Below are 14854 nucleotides of genomic sequence, written 5' to 3'. Positions count from 1 at the left end.
CGCGTACCTGGACCCGCGCAGCGTTGCTGGTAAGCAAGCCAGGTTTGTCATCAACTTTTGTTACCCTACAAGCAGGCCAATCACTTTATGCCTATCGTTCGACTGAAGGAAAACGAACCGTTTGAAGCCGCTCTGCGCCGCTTCAAGCGCACCATCGAAAAGACCGGTTTGCTCACCGAGCTGCGTTCGCGCGAGTTCTATGAGAAGCCCACGGCTGAGCGCAAGCGCAAGCACGCCGCCGCTGTGAAGCGCCACTACAAGCGCATCCGTAGCCAACAACTGCCCCCGCGCCTGTATTGATCTTTGATTCCCGAATCTATTGATTCCAGAATCATTCATCCAGGATTTGCTCGCCCGAGTCGACGTCGTCGACATAGTCGGGCGATACGTGCAGTTGAGAAAGGGCGGGGCCAACTTGCTTGGCCTGTGCCCTTTTCATAACGAAAAAAGTCCCTCGTTCACTGTCAGCCCCACCAAGCAGTTCTATCACTGTTTCGGTTGCGGGGCGCATGGCAGCGCCATCACCTTCCTGATGGAACACACGGGCGCCAGTTTCCCCGATGCCGTGCGTACGCTCGCGGCGTCGGCGGGAATGACGGTCCCCGAAGAAAATCGCAGTCCACGCCAGCAGCAGGAATCCGCGCGCCGCAAGGCTGAGGAATCCCGCCACACGCAGGTGCTGGATGCCGCCCAGGCGCATTACCTCAAGCAGTTGCGGGCTTCGCCCGCGGCGATCCGCTATTTGAAGCAGCGTGGCCTGACCGGTGAAATCGCAGCGCATTTCGGCCTAGGATGGTCGGGCACAGACCGCCATGGCCTGTCGCAGGTCTTTCCGAATTACGAGGACCCCGTCCTGGTGGAATCCGGGCTGGTCATCGAATCCGAGGACGGCCGCCGCTACGACCGTTTTCGGGAACGTGTCATGTTCCCGATCCGCAATGCGCGGGGCAGTCTCATCGGTTTCGGCGGACGCATCATCGGCAAGGGCGAGCCCAAGTACCTGAATTCGCCCGAGACCCCGCTGTTTTCCAAGGGGCACGAGCTCTATGGGTTGTGGGAGGCCCGTCAGGCCATACGCCAGGAAGGGCAGGTCATTGTGGTCGAAGGCTACATGGACGTGGTCGGCCTGGCGCAGCAAGGTATCGCCAACGCGGTAGCGACGCTGGGCACGGCCACCACGCCGGACCACGTCAAGAAGCTGCTGCGCGCCAGCGACAAGGTCATCTTCAGCTTCGACGGAGACGGCGCAGGCCGGCGCGCTGCGTGGCGCGCCCTGCAGGCTTGCCTGCCGGTGCTGCGCGACGACATTGCGATCCGCTTCCTGTTTCTGCCGTCGGAGCACGATCCCGACTCGTATGTGCGCGAACTGGGCGCGGAAGCTTTCCGGGCATGCCTGGGAGAGGCCGTAGCGCTGTCCCGCTTCCTGCTGGACGAGCTGGCCTCGCGGCACAACATGAACGAAGCCGAAGGGCGGGCCAGTTGCCTGCACGAGGCCAAGCCCTTGCTGGCCGCCATTCCCGAATGCGCGCTGCGTGTGCAGATAGAGCGGGAAATGGCAAAGCTGGTGCAGCTGACGCCGGAGGAAATGGCTCAGGTGCTGGCTCAGCAGCCCGCCAAGCCCTTCGCGCCCGCGCCCAAGCCGGGCGCCGCGGGAGGCGATGCAGGCGCTGCTGCGGCGCCTGGCCACGAGCCGGGCTATCCGGACACGGGCTACGACTTCGCCGGACACGATTTTCATGACATTCCGGCCGATGAGTCCGACTACGCGGACCAGGTTCATCTGCCGTCCCAAAGTTCCGACTTTGGTGGGGCAGGAGCTCAGCGCGGCGGCGGCAAGCAGGAGTGGAAGGGTAAGAGCGACTGGAAGGGCAAGAGCGACTGGAAGGGCGGCAAGGGCGGTTGGAAAGGCAAGCGCGACAACGATGTGGGCGGGTTCGAAGGCCGCCGCACCATGCCGTCGCTGGCCAAGCGCCTGCTGGGCTTGTTGCTGGCGCACCCTGAACTGGTCGACTCCATGGGTGACCAGCAGCTTGAAGTCATCGACCACGGCCCCCATCTGGGTCTTGTAAGAGACCTGATCATGCTGGCGCAATCCAGCGGTGCCCGCCACGTCGGCGCTTTGCTGGAAGCCGCGGAGCCGGATTCGGATCTGGCCACGGTGCTGAAGGGCCTGCGGGCCGACATCCTGTCCCAGGAAGACCTGCCTGATCCGCAAACGGAATGGGACGATGCCTTGAGGCGCATCGAGTTTGACTCGGCCAAGCTGGAAATGGCCAAGCTCGCTGCGGCGGGTTTGGCCACGGAAGATGCGCGCAAGCGCTATCAGGAGCTATCCAGCCGCATGGTAGTACTGAAAGGTGCTGGCGTGCGCTAAATGCGCTAAAATCAAAGGTTGTCCGTTCGCAAAGCGTGTTTTTGGGAGCGGGGCGGATAGAACTGGGCGGGTGTGTGCATTGCGCGAACCTGCCTGATCTGTCTTTGATGTACGCGGATTGTGGTGCTGGCAGTTGATTGCGGCCTGATTCTTGCTGAATTTGGCGGTAATCCTCGTGCCACGGTGCGCAGGCAACAAGAAATGCATTCGGCGGGCGGAATCTATTCCGGCAGCCGGAATCTAATGGATGTATAGGGTTTGACGCGGTACCGGCGATCCGGACGCGGCGGATGCTCCAGATAATGGAACGTTGGATGCGCAACGGCAGAAATAAAAGCGGATGCGCGCGTCAAATTTGTTACATAGTTAATTAATATAGCTAAGCGGTGAATCAAGCAGTCCGGCGGCGGTTATCTCCGCATGGCGTTAGTGGTTTGGGTGCTGTGTCTACTCAGCTGCTTGGGGCAAAGGCCCGATAAGCAAGCAAAGCCTATTTATAGGCAGGCAGCCCCCCCGACGCCCGGGAGCCTCCGCAGGATGAGGTCATGCACGCAAGGCGCAAGTACGGTATCGCACCGGAACGGCGCCAAGCGGGCTCGCAAGAGTTGGCGCTGCGAACAACGCAGCCGCGTGATCTCCGCTGATTCACCTGATTTACCCGTATAAGCGCCGTGTTGGGCTGCCGTCCAAAGCGGCTTCATGCGGTGCAACATGCCCGAACGGGTTGCGACGACCACGGAAGCGACTATGACCAAATCCACCGGCAAATCCTCCTCTGCAATTGATGCGGCCGAAACCAAGGCCACCACGGCCAAGCGCGTCGTAAGCATGGCAGCGGAAAAGGCGCCCGCCAAGACGGCGGTGAAGGTCGCCAAGCCCGCAGCCAAGACGGCCGCCAAAAAGGCGACCAAGGCTGCCGCGGCTGACAAGCCCGAGAAGGTGACCAAGGCTCGCGCCAAGAAGGCCGAAGACAAGCTCGCCGACCTGGTGGGCAGCGCGCGCCCCGCGCCCAGCGGCCGCCGCCCGGGACGTCCCGCCAAGAACGCGAACAACGATTCCGACGGCTTTGACGACACCATGGACGGCGACGGTGAAGTCCTGCCTGATCTGAAGCCGCCCAAGCGCGGCGGCAAGCGCGGCAAGGCCGATCCCAAGGACCTGATCGCCCGCGGTCCCGTCACGCCCGAAGAATACGAAGCGCGCCGCAACCGCCTGAAGCAGCTGATCAAGCTGGGCAAGGACCGCGGCTACCTGACCTACGGCGAAATCAACGATCATCTGCCCGACGACCTGGTCGATGCGGAAGCGATCGACGGCATCATCAGCACGTTCAGCGACATGGGCATCGCGGTCTACGACCAGGCGCCCGATGCCGAAACGCTGTTGATGAGCGAAAACGCGCCGGTCGCGTCCAACGACGACGACGTCGAAGACGAAGCCGAAGCCGCGCTGACGACCGTCGATTCGGATTTCGGCCGCACCACGGACCCGGTGCGCATGTACATGCGTGAAATGGGCTCGGTGGAACTGCTGACGCGCGAAGGCGAAATCGAAATCGCCAAGCGCATCGAAGACGGCCTGAAGCACATGGTCATGGCCATCTCGGCCTGCCCGACCACGATCAACGAGATCCTGGCCCACATCCTGCGCGTGCGCGAAGGTCAAGCCCAGATCGACGAAGTGGTCGACGGCCTGGTTGATCCGGAAGACGGCGAAGAATACGCCGGCGCCGGCGTTTCCGCCGAGGAAGACGAAGGCGATGACGGCCCCGCCGGCGGCATGTCCAGCAAGCAGCTGGAAGACCTGCGCGTGAAGGCCCTGGCCAAGTTCGACGAAGTCGGCAAGCAGTTCGAAAAGATGCGCCACTCGTACGAGAAGGACGGCTACAAGTCGGACGTCTACGTGCGCGCCCAGGAATCCATCCAGAACGAACTGATGGGCATCCGCTTCACGGCCAAGATGGTCGAGAAGCTGGCGGACACCCTGCGTCAGCAGGTCGAGGAAGTGCGCCAGCTCGAACGCGCCGTCCTGCACACGTGTGTGGACCGTGCCGGCATGCCGCGCACGCACTTCATCAAGGTGTTCCCGGGCAACGAAACCAACATGCAGTGGGTTGTCGACGAAGTGGCCGCTGGCCATCCGTACGCCGAAACGCTGGAGCGTCAGATTCCCGCCGTGCAGGAACTGCAGCAGAAGCTCATCGACCTGCAAACGCGCGTCGTGCTGCCGCTGAAGGACCTGAAGGACGTCAACAAGCGCATGGCCACCGGCGAAGCCAAGGCTCGCAAGGCCAAGCGCGAAATGACCGAGGCCAACCTGCGCCTGGTGATCTCGATCGCCAAGAAGTACACGAACCGCGGCCTGCAGTTCCTGGACCTGATCCAGGAAGGCAACATCGGCCTGATGAAGGCCGTGGACAAGTTCGAGTACCGTCGCGGCTACAAGTTCTCGACCTACGCGACCTGGTGGATCCGTCAGGCCATCACGCGTTCCATCGCCGACCAGGCGCGCACCATCCGTATTCCGGTTCACATGATCGAAACGATCAACAAGATGAACCGGATCAGCCGCCAGATCCTGCAGGAAACCGGCGCCGAGCCGGATCCCGCGACCCTGGCGCAGAAGATGGACATGCCCGAGGACAAGATCCGCAAGATCCTGAAGATCGCCAAGGAACCGATCTCCATGGAAACGCCTATCGGTGACGACGACGACTCGCACCTGGGCGATTTCATCGAAGACACGTCCACGCTGGCGCCTTCCGACGCGGCTTTGCACGGTTCCATGCGCGATGTGGTCAAGGAAGTGCTAGACTCTCTCACCCCGCGTGAAGCCAAGGTCCTGCGCATGCGTTTCGGCATCGAAATGAGCACCGACCAGACCCTGGAAGAAGTGGGCAAGCAGTTCGACGTCACGCGCGAGCGCATCCGCCAAATAGAGGCGAAAGCGCTGCGCAAGCTGCGTCACCCCAGCCGGGCCGATAAGCTGAAGAGCTTCCTGGAAGGGCAGTAATCGTTTTCTGGGCCTCTAGCTCATGCCTGGTTAGAGCAGCGGACTCATAATCCGTTGGTGCCGAGTTCGACTCTCGGGGGGCCTACCAAGTAATGGCGCGGGTTTGCGTGTAGTTCACGCAACCCGCGCTTTTCTTTTGTCTGGGGATTCTTTGCCAATCTCCCCGAGCACCATTTTCATCGCGTAGGTCGCCAGGTGCGCATAGCGCTTGGTGCTAGTCGCTTACTGGTGGCCCAGCACCGCTCCCACGGTGTACAGATCCACCTTTGCGTTGATCATCGCGCTGGCGCACACGGTGGCGCGGAGCCAGCCCTCGATGGTCTTGCTGGATGTACAGCAAGCGGTTCCTGGCATTTTTTCGGATGCTAAGTACGAAGAGTGCTACCGGAAGGGGTTCAATTCATTTGCTCGGTTCTCGCTGCTAAGTCGCAATAATGCTCGCACCTGCTTTTGCGTAAGTGCTACTGCATAGACCGTGCGGCAACAAAATCCGCTTGAGGCGGGCTGTGGGGCGGTCGTGACGCGCTATACATCAACTTCTTTGAGTACTACGCCGAGGCCCCGCATCATCGCAAATGGTTGGGCGGGCTTCTGCGGTTCCCTTATCGCGTTGGCGCAGGACGACAGCGCGCATGCCGTCAGGACGAATTTGTTGGGCAGTGGGCGATTAGGACCAAACCATCGCGGGTTCCGGTCCCTCTCTATGGCCACCAGTTTGTTCACCAGATCGCGTGGGCTGCACCCAGATCCGTATGCTTGGAACTGAGCCACGGCCTGCCGTTCCTCCGGAACTTTCGTATTGGCCTTTGCTCTGATCTCTCTTTGTGCACGACTGCAATGGAGAACTCCGATGAAATCCAAAGCCCTGCCTGGTACTGCCCTGGACCCGCTGGCTTTCGAGGCGGAAGCCCTGGCGTGGAGCGGCGTTCGCCCAATGGCGCCTGACATCTCAATGATGTCTCCCAGTGAGCTGATGAGGCATGCCTTGGTGAAGCTGGAAAGTTCGTCCGTTCACCAGACGCCGGAGAAAGCTGCCGCAATCCAATACCTGACCAGTGCATTGAGCATGGTCAGCGTTGTCACATGCAGCTAAGTGGGATCAAGGAACTGCGTCTGCCGCAGGCAAGGGAACAAGGCAGGCAGTGCATCAGTCGATGACTTCCGCGCAAGCATCCGTCGGCGCGGTAGCGACGTCGCCGACGACCGGCACGATCTTGATGGCGGCAGATGCAATGCGGCAAGGGGCGGCGACGACACCGCAGCCGGAAGCGAACATGCATAGCATTGAGACCAGAATCCACTTCATCGGACGTGCTCGGAAAAAATTGATCAAGGCGCGGCCTGGGTACGGGCTGGCGGTGTCGCACGGCGTCGATGCTGGTCATGTTCAGACGCAGATTTGCTTCTGAAGAAAATGTGCACGATGCCTGGCGCAGGCGGCATTCTGCTCTGTGTCTCCCCGCCGATTATTGGGGAAATGCTGGCCAAGTGTAATGACACTTGCTCGTATTGGAACAGGAGGTAACGCAGAGCCCGCTTGCAGGGCGCCAGGGCCGGAAATCCCAGGTAGGATGGTGGCGTTCCTTTCGGGCGTGCCTGGAAGGGGCGTCCAACAACAATAAGGAGCGCTACATGCTTGATACTCTCCCCAAGGCAGGCCGGGCCGGCGTGATCGCCGCGATGCTCGGCGTGGCAAGCCTGGTGTTCACCGGCTGCACCACGACCACCGCCCAATCCTCGGCCACGGCCGCGGAAAAGCGGCAGGAACTCGATACCGCGGCCGACGCGACCCTGACCAAGCTTTATCAGTCCTCGTCCCAGGCCAAGCAATTGGTGGAACGCGCGCGCGGCGTGCTGGTGTTTCCGGGCGTGCTGAGCGCGAGCTTCATTGTGGGAGCCCAGCATGGAACCGGCGTGCTGCGCGTAGGCGGGTCGGATACCGGCTACTACAGCATCACGGGCGGCTCCATCGGCTTGCAGGCCGGCGCGCAGTCCAAGGCGATGGTGGTGCTGTTCATGACGGAGGGCGCCCTGGCCAAGTTCCGGGCCAGCAGCGGCTGGACGGTGGGGGCGGATGCCACTGTCGCGGTGGCTAATGTGGGCGTCAACGGCAGCATAGATACCTACACCGCGCAGCAACCCATCGTCGGTTTCGTCTTGAACAATGGCGGCCTCATGGCCGGAGTGTCGGTGGACGGCAGCAAGATTTCACCGCTGCTGTTGTAAGAGGCGCGCGCGCCTCATAAGCCCATGGCTTGCTCCCAAGGTAATTGGGGCGGCAGGGCTTCCACCATCGCATCTACAAAAGCGCGGATGCGCGGCGACAGGTGCCGGTTCGGCAGATAGACCAGCTGGACCGGCGCGCCGGGCGCCATCCAATCGGTCAGCACCAGTTTCAGGCGTCCGTCCAGCACGGCGGACTCCGCGATGAAGCTGGCCATGCGGGCAATGCCGGCGCCGGCCACCACGGCGTCCAGGATGGCTTCCGGATGGTTCACGTTCAGAGTGCCGCCGGGCGTGATCGTGTAGCGCTCATCACCTTTCTGGAAATCCCATTCGTGATATCGGCCGGTCTGCCATTGGACGTAGGCCAGGCAATTGTGCCGTTCCAGCTCGTCGGGCGTGGCCGGTGCACCGTGCGTGGCCAGATAGGCGGGGCTGGCGCAGGTGACGTAGCGCAGCCGGGACAAGGTCTTGGCGATCACGCGCGAATCGGTCGTAACGCCGATGCGTATGGTGGCGTCCAATCCTTCTTCGGCCAGATTGGGCATGCGGTCGCTGAAATCGGCGTTGATCGATAGCTCCGGATAGCGCGCGGTCAGCGACAGCAGCGCGGGCATGATGACCTTTCTGCCCAAGCCGACCGGCGCATGCACGCGCAGCTTGCCGCGCGGGCTCACGCTGGCTCCCGTCACTTCGGCCTCGGCGGCTTCCACTTCCAGCAGGATGTGGCGGCAGCGCTGCAGCAGCAACTCGCCATCGTCGGTCAGCGACAGGTTTCGCGTGGTGCGGTTGAGCAGCTTCACGCCCAACTTGGCTTCAAGCAGCGAAACGCTCTTGCTTACCGCCGCGGTTGAAATGTCGAGCCGGTGCGCCGCGGCCGTGAAGCTGCCGCTGTCCGCGACGCGTACGAAGTTCAGAACATGCTTGAGATGGTCTATCAGGATGTACATGGCTGTCGGGCTGATGGGTGCACGCCATCTTAGCCATTCTCGCGCGCAAAGTTAAAAGTGATTTGCCCTAGGGTCCGTTTATCTGCCGCGTTCCTGTCCCTACACTGAGCCGCAATGTTGGCAGGTTGAAAAAGACGACACGACAGGAGGCAAGGGTGGAGATCCAGAGCAGTGCGCAGGCGGCGGGCGGACCCGAGCAGATTTATCTGGAAGGCTTGGGGGCAGGCCGGTTTCAGATCCAACGCTGCGCCGATTGCAGCCAGGCGGTGTTCTATCCCCGCTGCGTATGTCCCCATTGCGGCGGTGCGGCATTGGATTGGTTCAGCCCCACGGGGGAGGGCGTGGTGTACGCCAGCACCACCGTGTATCGCAACACGGAGCAGGGCGGCGACTACAACGTCTGCCTCGTGGATCTGCAGGAAGGCGTGCGGATGATGAGCCGTGTCGCGGAGATCGCGCCAGGGCATGTGCGGATCGGCATGCGCGTCAGCGCCAGAATCGTCGGGGACGGCGAGGCGGCGCAAGTGGTCTTCGTGCCTACGGGAGCAGATGCATGACGCTGCGCGATTTGAGAGGCAAGACCGCCGTGGTCGGCGTCGGGCAGGCCGGGCTGGGCCAGGCCCGCGGTCATACCGAGCAGGAGGTGCTGGCGCAGGCCGCCATGGCTGCGATTGCGGACGCCGGCCTGAGCCTCAAGGACATAGACGGCATCACGACCTGCAGTTCCCTGTCGCCCATGTGGGCGATGTCTGTGGTCGAGTATCTCGGCATACGGCCGACCTTCCTGGACAGCACCATGATAGGCGGCTCCAGCTACGTGGCGCATCTGCTGCCCGCCATGCACGCGCTGGCGTCCGGGCAGTGCAACGCGGTCCTCGTCTGCTACGGCAGCACCCAGCGCACCGCCAAGTTCAACCGCGCCGATCTGACCCGCGCGCGGAAATCCCTCGACCCTCAGCCTTACGAAACGCCCTATGACCCGCCCCTGCCGGTGGCGGCCTATGCGTTGGCCGCGAGCCGCCACATGCACCAGTACGGCACCACGCGCAAGCAGCTGTCGGAGGTCGCGGTGGCCGCGCGGAAATGGGCGCAGTTGAACCCCGAAGCCACCATGCGCGAGCCGCTATCGCTGGCGGACGTGGAGGCGGCTCGTCCGGTCTGCGCGCCCTTTACGGTGCGCGACTGCTGCATGGTCAGCGATGGCGCCGGCGCCTTCGTGCTGACCCGCTCGGACCGGGCCCGCGATTGCGCCAGGAAGCCGGTGTACGTGATGGGTAACGCGACCGCGGTGTGGAACCGGCAGGTTTCGTCCATGCATGACCTGACGGTGACGGCGGCGTTTGAATCGGGCAAGCGCTGCTACGAGATGGCCGGCGTGTCCGCGAAGGATATGGACCTGGCCATGCTGTACGACGCCTTCACCATCAACACCATCCTGTTCCTGGAAGACCTGGGCTTCTGCCAGAAGGGAGAGGGCGGCGCGTTCGTCGACGACGGTGGGATCGCGCCCGGCGGGCGGCTGGCGGTCAATACCAACGGCGGCGGCCTGTCCTGCGTGCATCCGGGCATGTACGGCGTGTTTCTCATGGTGGAGGCCGTCAGGCAGTTGCGCGGCGAGTGCGGCGAGCGCCAGTTGAAGGATCCGAACCTGGCCCTGGTGCATGGCAATGGCGGCACCTTGTCCAGTCAGTCCACCGCGATCCTGAGCGCGCTGCCTGCGCTCTGACCGTCCGATAAGTCTGCGGTGGAGGCGCCGTGAGCGCGTCTGCCGTCATGGGGTGAGCAATGTTGAACAAGATCGTGCCTTCTCTGGAGGAGGCCGTGGCCGGCGTGGCGGATGGCGCCACGCTATTGATTGGCGGATTCGGCGCATCCGGCGTGCCGACGGAACTGCTGCAGGCGCTGCTGGAGACCGGCGCGCGCGAACTGACCATCGTCAATAACAACGCGGGCAATGGCGAGCAGGGTTTGAGCCAGTTGATCCGCGCGGGCCGGGTGCGCAGGGTGATCTGCTCCTTCGCCCGTTCCTCGAATCCCGAGAAGCCCAATGCCGCCGCGTTCGGCGAATGGTATGCGGCGGGCAGGATCGAACTGGAGGTGGTGCCGCAAGGCACCTTGGCCGAACGCCTGCGCGCCGCCGGCGCGGGCATGGGACCTTTCTTCACGCCCACCGCCTATGGAACGCGGCTGGCGCAAGGCAAGGAAACGCGCTCCATCAATGGCCGGGGCTATGTGCTGGAAGAGCCGCTGCCGGGCGATGTGGCTTTCGTGAAGGCCCAGTACGGCGACTGCGCGGGCAATCTGACCTACCGCTACGCCAGCCGCAATTTCGGACCTGTGATGTGCATGGCCGCAAGGCTCACGGTGGCCCAGGTCGACCAGGTGGTGCCGCTGGGAGCGCTGGCGCCGGAGCAGGTCATGACGCCTGGAATCTTCGTTCAACGCATCGTCGAGTGTCCCAATGAGCATCAATAGGCTGTCCCGCGCGCGCATGGCGCAGATCGTCGCCGACGATATTCCACCCGCCTCGTACGTCAACCTGGGCATAGGCATGCCGACGTCGGTGGCGGATCACTTGAAGCCCGAGCGCGGCGTAGTGCTGCACAGCGAAAACGGCATCCTGGGCATGAAAGGCCTGCCGCCAGGCGCCGAGATCGACAGGGATCTGCTCAATGCCAGCAAGGAGCCCGTCGCGCTGGATATCGGGGCGTCGATCACCGATCACGTAGTGTCCTTTTCGATGATGCGCGGCGGCCATATCGATCTCACCGTGCTGGGCGCCTTCCAGGTATCGGCCGACGGCGACCTGGCCAACTGGGACACGGGGCGCGAAGACTCGATTCCGGCGGTCGGCGGGGCCATGGACCTGGTGGCGGGCGCCAAGCGCATCTTCGTGATGATGCAGCACGTGGACCGCGACGGCCGGCCGAAGATCGTGCCCGTATGCACCTACCCCCTTACCGGCAAGGCCGTGGTCGATCGCATCTACAGCGATCTGGCAATTCTGGACATCACGCCACGTGGCCTACGGGTGCGGGCGATGGTGCGGGGCCTGGATTTCGCGGCGTTGCAGGCGCGGACCGCGGTGGACTTGACGCTAGACGAGGCGTGGATCGAACTGGCGCCCTGAGCCTCAGGCTGGCGCCGTCATGGGAGGAAGTAATGAGCTGGACGCAGGAGTTGGACGAGCTGGCACGCCGCAAGGAGTTTTCCCTGAGCATGGGGGGCGTGGACAAGGTGAAGCGTCAGCATGACGCGGGCAAGCTGGACATCCGCCAACGGATCGAACGGCTGGTCGACGGCGGCTCGTTCGTCGAGGTCGGCGGATTGGCCGGCAGCGGCGAGTATGACGCGCAGGGCCGCCTGGTCCATGTGATGCCCTCGAACGTGATCATGGGGCGCGCGGCGCTGGACCGCAAAAACGTCGTGGTCGTTGGCGACGACTTCACCGTGCGCGGCGGCGCGAACGACGGCGCCGTGGGCGACAAGATGATATTCGCCGAGCAGATGGCGTTCGACCTGCGCATTCCGCTGGTGCGCCTGATCGACGGCACGGGCGGCGGCGGGTCGGTCAAGAACATCGAGAAGATGGGGCATGCGCTGCTGCCGAAAATGAAGATCTGGGCCTATGTGGCGCGCAACCTGGCTCAGGTCCCGGTGGTGTCGCTGGCTCTTGGGTCGGTGGCGGGCCAAGGGGCTGCGCGCGTGGCGGGCAGCCACTATTCCGTCATGGTGAAGGACACGTCGCAGCTGTTCATCGCGGGTCCCCCGGTGGTGGCCAAGATCGGCCAGCATCTGGGCAAGAACGAACTCGGCGGAAGCGCCATCCACACCCGTAATGGCGTGGTCGACGACGAGGTGGGTTCCGAGGACGAGGCTTTCGCGGCCGCACGGCGCTTCCTGTCGTACATGCCTGCCTCGGTGCACGATCTTGCGCCCAGGGGCGAGGTTCCGGCCGCGGCGGCGGAGCAGGAATGGCTGCGCACGGCCATTCCGAAGGACACGCGCAAGGTTTACAAGATCCGGCCCATACTGGAAACCTTGTTCGATCCCGGCAGCGTGTTCGAAATCGGCCGGCATTGGGGCAAGGCCATCGTGGGCGGGCTGGCTCGGGTGGATGGCTGGCCGGTGCTGTTCGCCGCCAGTAATCCTTATCACTATGGCGGCGGCTGGGACCGGCATACCGCCGAGAAATTCACCCGCCTGCTCGACCTGGCCGAGACCTTTCACCTGCCGGTGGTGAACCTGGTGGACATCGCGGGTTTCCAGATCGGCCTGGAAGCCGAGAAGGACGGCGTGATGCGCGCCGGCGTGAGGGCGCTGACGGCGGTCTCGCAGTCGACGGTGCCTTGGTTCTCGCTGATCATGCGGCGCGCTTTCGGCGTGGCCGCGGGCGGCCATCAGAATTCCAGCCGCTTCAACTTCCGCTATGCGTGGCCATCGGCGCAATGGGGTTCGCTGCCGATCGAGGGCGGCCTGGAGGTGGCGTACCGGTCCGAGATCGAGGCGGCCGCCGACCCAGAAGCCAAGCGCGCGGAGATCGAGGAAAGAGTGCGGGCCCTGACGTCCCCGTTCCGCAGCGCGGAAGCCTTCGTCATCGAGGACATCATCGATCCGGCCTGCACGCGCGCGCGCCTGGTCGAGTTCGCCAATCTGGCCGCGCCGCTGCGCCAGCCCGGCATGGTGGCCACCGGATACCGGCCCTGAGGGGATACAGATGAAGAAGATCCTGATTGCCAACCGGGGCGCCGCCGCCGCGCGCATTCTGCGCGCCGTGAAGGCGCTGGGCCTGCAATCCGTGGCGGTGTACTCCGAGACCGATGCTGACCTGCCATACGTGCGCCAAGCCGATGAAAGCTACTGCATCGGGCCTGCGCCTGCGCGGGCCAGTTATCTCAACCAGGACCTGCTGCTCGAGGTCATGGCGGGTTGTGGCGCCGACGCGCTGCATCCCGGCTACGGATTCCTGTCCGAGAACGCGCAGTTCGCGCGCCGGGTGGAAGCGGCGGGGCATTGCTTCATCGGACCTTCGCCCAGGTGGATCGATGTGCTGGGCAACAAGGCGAGTGCGCGCGAGTTGATGCAACGGCACGGCTTGCAGGCAGGCGGCAGCACCGGCATCCTGCCTCGCGATGACATGGTCGCGGTGCGCCAGGCCGCCGGCGCGCTCGGGTATCCGGTGCTGATCAAGCCTGCGGGCGGCGGCGGGGGCATAGGCATGATCCCCGTCCACGATCCTCAGTCGCTGTCCGACAGCTGGGAACGGGCCAGCGGCATGGCGGAAAAGGCGTTTGCCAATCCCGCCCTGTACATGGAGCGATTCGTGCCATCGCCGCGGCATATCGAATTCCAGTTCCTGGCGGACAGGTTTGGCAATGTCCTGTCCCTGTTCGAACGGGACTGCTCCACCCAGCGCAGATACCAGAAGGTGATCGAGGAGGCGCCGGCGCCGGCCATCGACCGCCAGGCGGTCGCCGGCATGGCCGAGCGGCTGGCGGCCATCCTGGGAGAAATCGGCTACGACGTCATAGGCACGGTGGAGATGCTGTACACGCCGGGCAGCGGCTTTTCGTTCCTCGAGGTCAACACGCGCCTGCAGGTCGAGCACGCCATCTCGGAAGCGGTCACCGGCGTGGACATCGTGCAGGCGCAGATCCGCCTGGCTGCGGGCGAAAAGCTGTCGTCGGTGATCGGCAGGCAACCGGCCGTGGCGGGGCATGCCATCGAGGCGCGCGTGTATGCCGAGGATCCCGTGCGTTTCCTGCCTTCGCCCGGCGTCCTGAAAACGTTCGAGTTACCGCCCTCCCGCCCAGGCCTACGGATAGAAACAGGCTACGCGCAGGGCAACCGGGTTTCCAGCCACTACGACCCCATGGTGGCGAAAGTCATCGCGCATGCAGGCGATCGCGCTGCCGCGATCCGGGAGTTGAGCGGTGCACTGGGCAGCATGCGGGTAGAGGGCATCAAGACCAACATTCCGATGATGCTTCAGGTGCTCGCGTCGGAGCGGTTCCAGGCCGGCACGATGACCGTCGACGGCTTGCAGGCAGTGATTTCAACAGAGTCGGTAAAGGAGCTGGCATGAAAAAAATCGTCTCCAACGTCGCGGGCCGCGTGGTCGCGTGTTGCGTGGAAGAGGGCGCACGGATTCAGACGGGCGACGAGGCCTTCAAGGTCGAGTCCATGAAGATGGAGATTCCCGTGGAAAGCGAGGCAGCAGGCCGTATCGCCAAGATTCTGGTGGCGGTTGGCGATGAAGTGGAGGAAGGGCAGGATCTTGCTGTGCTGGATTGAG

General features: G+C 63.6%; 15 protein-coding genes and 1 tRNA gene. 13 read left to right on the top strand and 3 right to left on the bottom strand.

From position 1 onward, the window contains the following. Positions 1-87: 87 nt before the first annotated feature. The 4 genes from rpsU (at position 88) to IAG39_RS20970 (ending at position 5474) form a co-directional block, all read left to right on the top strand. The gene (rpsU, locus tag IAG39_RS20985) at positions 88-300 is read left to right on the top strand and encodes a 30S ribosomal protein S21 (protein WP_006218592.1); all 213 of its coding nucleotides are present in this window, start codon (positions 88-90) and stop codon (positions 298-300) included. Positions 301-319: 19 nt separating this feature from the next. After that, positions 320-2374, top strand: a complete 2055-nt coding sequence (gene dnaG, locus IAG39_RS20980) for a DNA primase (protein WP_059378968.1) — start codon at positions 320-322, stop codon at positions 2372-2374. A gap of 747 nt (positions 2375-3121) precedes the next feature. Then, positions 3122-5386: an RNA polymerase sigma factor RpoD gene (rpoD, locus tag IAG39_RS20975; RefSeq protein WP_059378969.1), complete on the top strand. Its 2265-nt coding sequence runs from the start codon at positions 3122-3124 to the stop codon at positions 5384-5386. A 9-nt stretch (positions 5387-5395) separates the two neighbouring features. Then, a tRNA-Ile gene (locus tag IAG39_RS20970) sits at positions 5396-5474 on the top strand. Positions 5475-5608: 134 nt separating this feature from the next. On the opposite strand, the gene IAG39_RS31660 is transcribed toward IAG39_RS20970, so the two are convergent. Then, positions 5609-5740 (bottom strand): hypothetical protein, encoded by a 132-nt coding sequence (locus IAG39_RS31660; RefSeq protein WP_262422091.1) that lies wholly within the window; start codon positions 5738-5740, stop codon positions 5609-5611. Between the two features lie 496 nt (positions 5741-6236). Here IAG39_RS31660 and IAG39_RS20960 point away from each other — a divergent pair, with 496 nt between their 5' ends. Next, the gene (locus IAG39_RS20960) at positions 6237-6479 is read left to right on the top strand and encodes a hypothetical protein (RefSeq protein WP_118933163.1); all 243 of its coding nucleotides are present in this window, start codon (positions 6237-6239) and stop codon (positions 6477-6479) included. Between the two features lie 54 nt (positions 6480-6533). On the opposite strand, the gene IAG39_RS31655 is transcribed toward IAG39_RS20960, so the two are convergent. Beyond that, on the bottom strand, positions 6534-6692 hold the full coding sequence (locus IAG39_RS31655; RefSeq protein ID WP_118933162.1) for a DUF6726 family protein: 159 nt from the start codon (positions 6690-6692) through the stop codon (positions 6534-6536). A gap of 326 nt (positions 6693-7018) precedes the next feature. Between IAG39_RS31655 and IAG39_RS20950 the strand changes: the two genes are divergently transcribed. Beyond that, the gene (locus IAG39_RS20950; RefSeq protein ID WP_059379036.1) at positions 7019-7612 is read left to right on the top strand and encodes a YSC84-related protein; all 594 of its coding nucleotides are present in this window, start codon (positions 7019-7021) and stop codon (positions 7610-7612) included. Between the two features lie 14 nt (positions 7613-7626). On the opposite strand, the gene IAG39_RS20945 is transcribed toward IAG39_RS20950, so the two are convergent. Continuing rightward, positions 7627-8559 carry a LysR family transcriptional regulator gene (locus IAG39_RS20945; protein ID WP_118933161.1) on the bottom strand — a complete coding sequence of 311 codons (933 nt, stop codon included), beginning with the start codon at positions 8557-8559 and terminating at the stop codon, positions 7627-7629. A 155-nt stretch (positions 8560-8714) separates the two neighbouring features. Here IAG39_RS20945 and IAG39_RS20940 point away from each other — a divergent pair, with 155 nt between their 5' ends. From IAG39_RS20940 to IAG39_RS20910, 7 genes are read left to right on the top strand one after another with little or no spacing between them, the layout of a single operon-like run. After that, complete coding sequence (locus IAG39_RS20940; protein ID WP_059378975.1) at positions 8715-9116, top strand: Zn-ribbon domain-containing OB-fold protein; 402 nt, start codon at positions 8715-8717, stop codon at positions 9114-9116. Continuing rightward, positions 9113-10285, top strand: coding sequence for a thiolase (locus IAG39_RS20935; protein WP_118933160.1), 1173 nt, complete (start codon positions 9113-9115; stop codon positions 10283-10285). Before IAG39_RS20940 ends, IAG39_RS20935 begins: the two co-directional genes overlap by 4 nt. A 59-nt stretch (positions 10286-10344) precedes the next feature. After that, a complete protein-coding gene (locus tag IAG39_RS20930; RefSeq protein WP_059378978.1) occupies positions 10345-11034 on the top strand; it encodes a 3-oxoacid CoA-transferase subunit A in 690 nt (229 codons plus the stop codon). After that, positions 11021-11689, top strand: a complete 669-nt coding sequence (locus IAG39_RS20925) for a 3-oxoacid CoA-transferase subunit B (RefSeq protein WP_118933159.1) — start codon at positions 11021-11023, stop codon at positions 11687-11689. Before IAG39_RS20930 ends, IAG39_RS20925 begins: the two co-directional genes overlap by 14 nt. A gap of 32 nt (positions 11690-11721) precedes the next feature. Next, on the top strand, positions 11722-13266 hold the full coding sequence (locus tag IAG39_RS20920; RefSeq protein WP_059378980.1) for an acyl-CoA carboxylase subunit beta: 1545 nt from the start codon (positions 11722-11724) through the stop codon (positions 13264-13266). Between the two features lie 10 nt (positions 13267-13276). Next, positions 13277-14644 (top strand): acetyl/propionyl/methylcrotonyl-CoA carboxylase subunit alpha, encoded by a 1368-nt coding sequence (locus IAG39_RS20915; protein ID WP_118933158.1) that lies wholly within the window; start codon positions 13277-13279, stop codon positions 14642-14644. Next, positions 14641-14853 carry an acetyl-CoA carboxylase biotin carboxyl carrier protein subunit gene (locus IAG39_RS20910; protein ID WP_059378983.1) on the top strand — a complete coding sequence of 71 codons (213 nt, stop codon included), beginning with the start codon at positions 14641-14643 and terminating at the stop codon, positions 14851-14853. The genes IAG39_RS20915 and IAG39_RS20910 overlap by 4 nt, the downstream gene beginning before the upstream one ends. Position 14854: the final 1 nt, after the last annotated feature.

This window comes from Achromobacter xylosoxidans, from assembly GCF_014490035.1.
In the GTDB taxonomy this organism is placed as follows: domain Bacteria; phylum Pseudomonadota; class Gammaproteobacteria; order Burkholderiales; family Burkholderiaceae_B; genus Achromobacter; species Achromobacter bronchisepticus_A.
This window is presented reverse-complemented; position numbering and strand designations above follow the sequence as displayed.

Bases quoted from the DNA above. Each gene is read 5' to 3' on its own strand.
- rpsU (WP_006218592.1), top strand. From the start codon at position 88: ATGCCTATCGTTCGACTGAAGGAAAACGAACCGTTTGAAGCCGCTCTG.
- rpoD (WP_059378969.1), top strand. From the start codon at position 3,122: ATGACCAAATCCACCGGCAAATCCTCCTCTGCAATTGATGCGGCCGAA.
- IAG39_RS31660 (WP_262422091.1), bottom strand. From the start codon at position 5,740: ATGCCAGGAACCGCTTGCTGTACATCCAGCAAGACCATCGAGGGCTGG.
- IAG39_RS20960 (WP_118933163.1), top strand. From the start codon at position 6,237: ATGAAATCCAAAGCCCTGCCTGGTACTGCCCTGGACCCGCTGGCTTTC.
- IAG39_RS31655 (WP_118933162.1), bottom strand. From the start codon at position 6,692: ATGAAGTGGATTCTGGTCTCAATGCTATGCATGTTCGCTTCCGGCTGC.
- IAG39_RS20950 (WP_059379036.1), top strand. From the start codon at position 7,019: ATGCTTGATACTCTCCCCAAGGCAGGCCGGGCCGGCGTGATCGCCGCG.
- IAG39_RS20945 (WP_118933161.1), bottom strand. From the start codon at position 8,559: ATGTACATCCTGATAGACCATCTCAAGCATGTTCTGAACTTCGTACGC.
- IAG39_RS20935 (WP_118933160.1), top strand. From the start codon at position 9,113: ATGACGCTGCGCGATTTGAGAGGCAAGACCGCCGTGGTCGGCGTCGGG.
- IAG39_RS20930 (WP_059378978.1), top strand. From the start codon at position 10,345: ATGTTGAACAAGATCGTGCCTTCTCTGGAGGAGGCCGTGGCCGGCGTG.
- IAG39_RS20925 (WP_118933159.1), top strand. From the start codon at position 11,021: ATGAGCATCAATAGGCTGTCCCGCGCGCGCATGGCGCAGATCGTCGCC.
- IAG39_RS20920 (WP_059378980.1), top strand. From the start codon at position 11,722: ATGAGCTGGACGCAGGAGTTGGACGAGCTGGCACGCCGCAAGGAGTTT.
- IAG39_RS20915 (WP_118933158.1), top strand. From the start codon at position 13,277: ATGAAGAAGATCCTGATTGCCAACCGGGGCGCCGCCGCCGCGCGCATT.
- IAG39_RS20910 (WP_059378983.1), top strand. From the start codon at position 14,641: ATGAAAAAAATCGTCTCCAACGTCGCGGGCCGCGTGGTCGCGTGTTGC.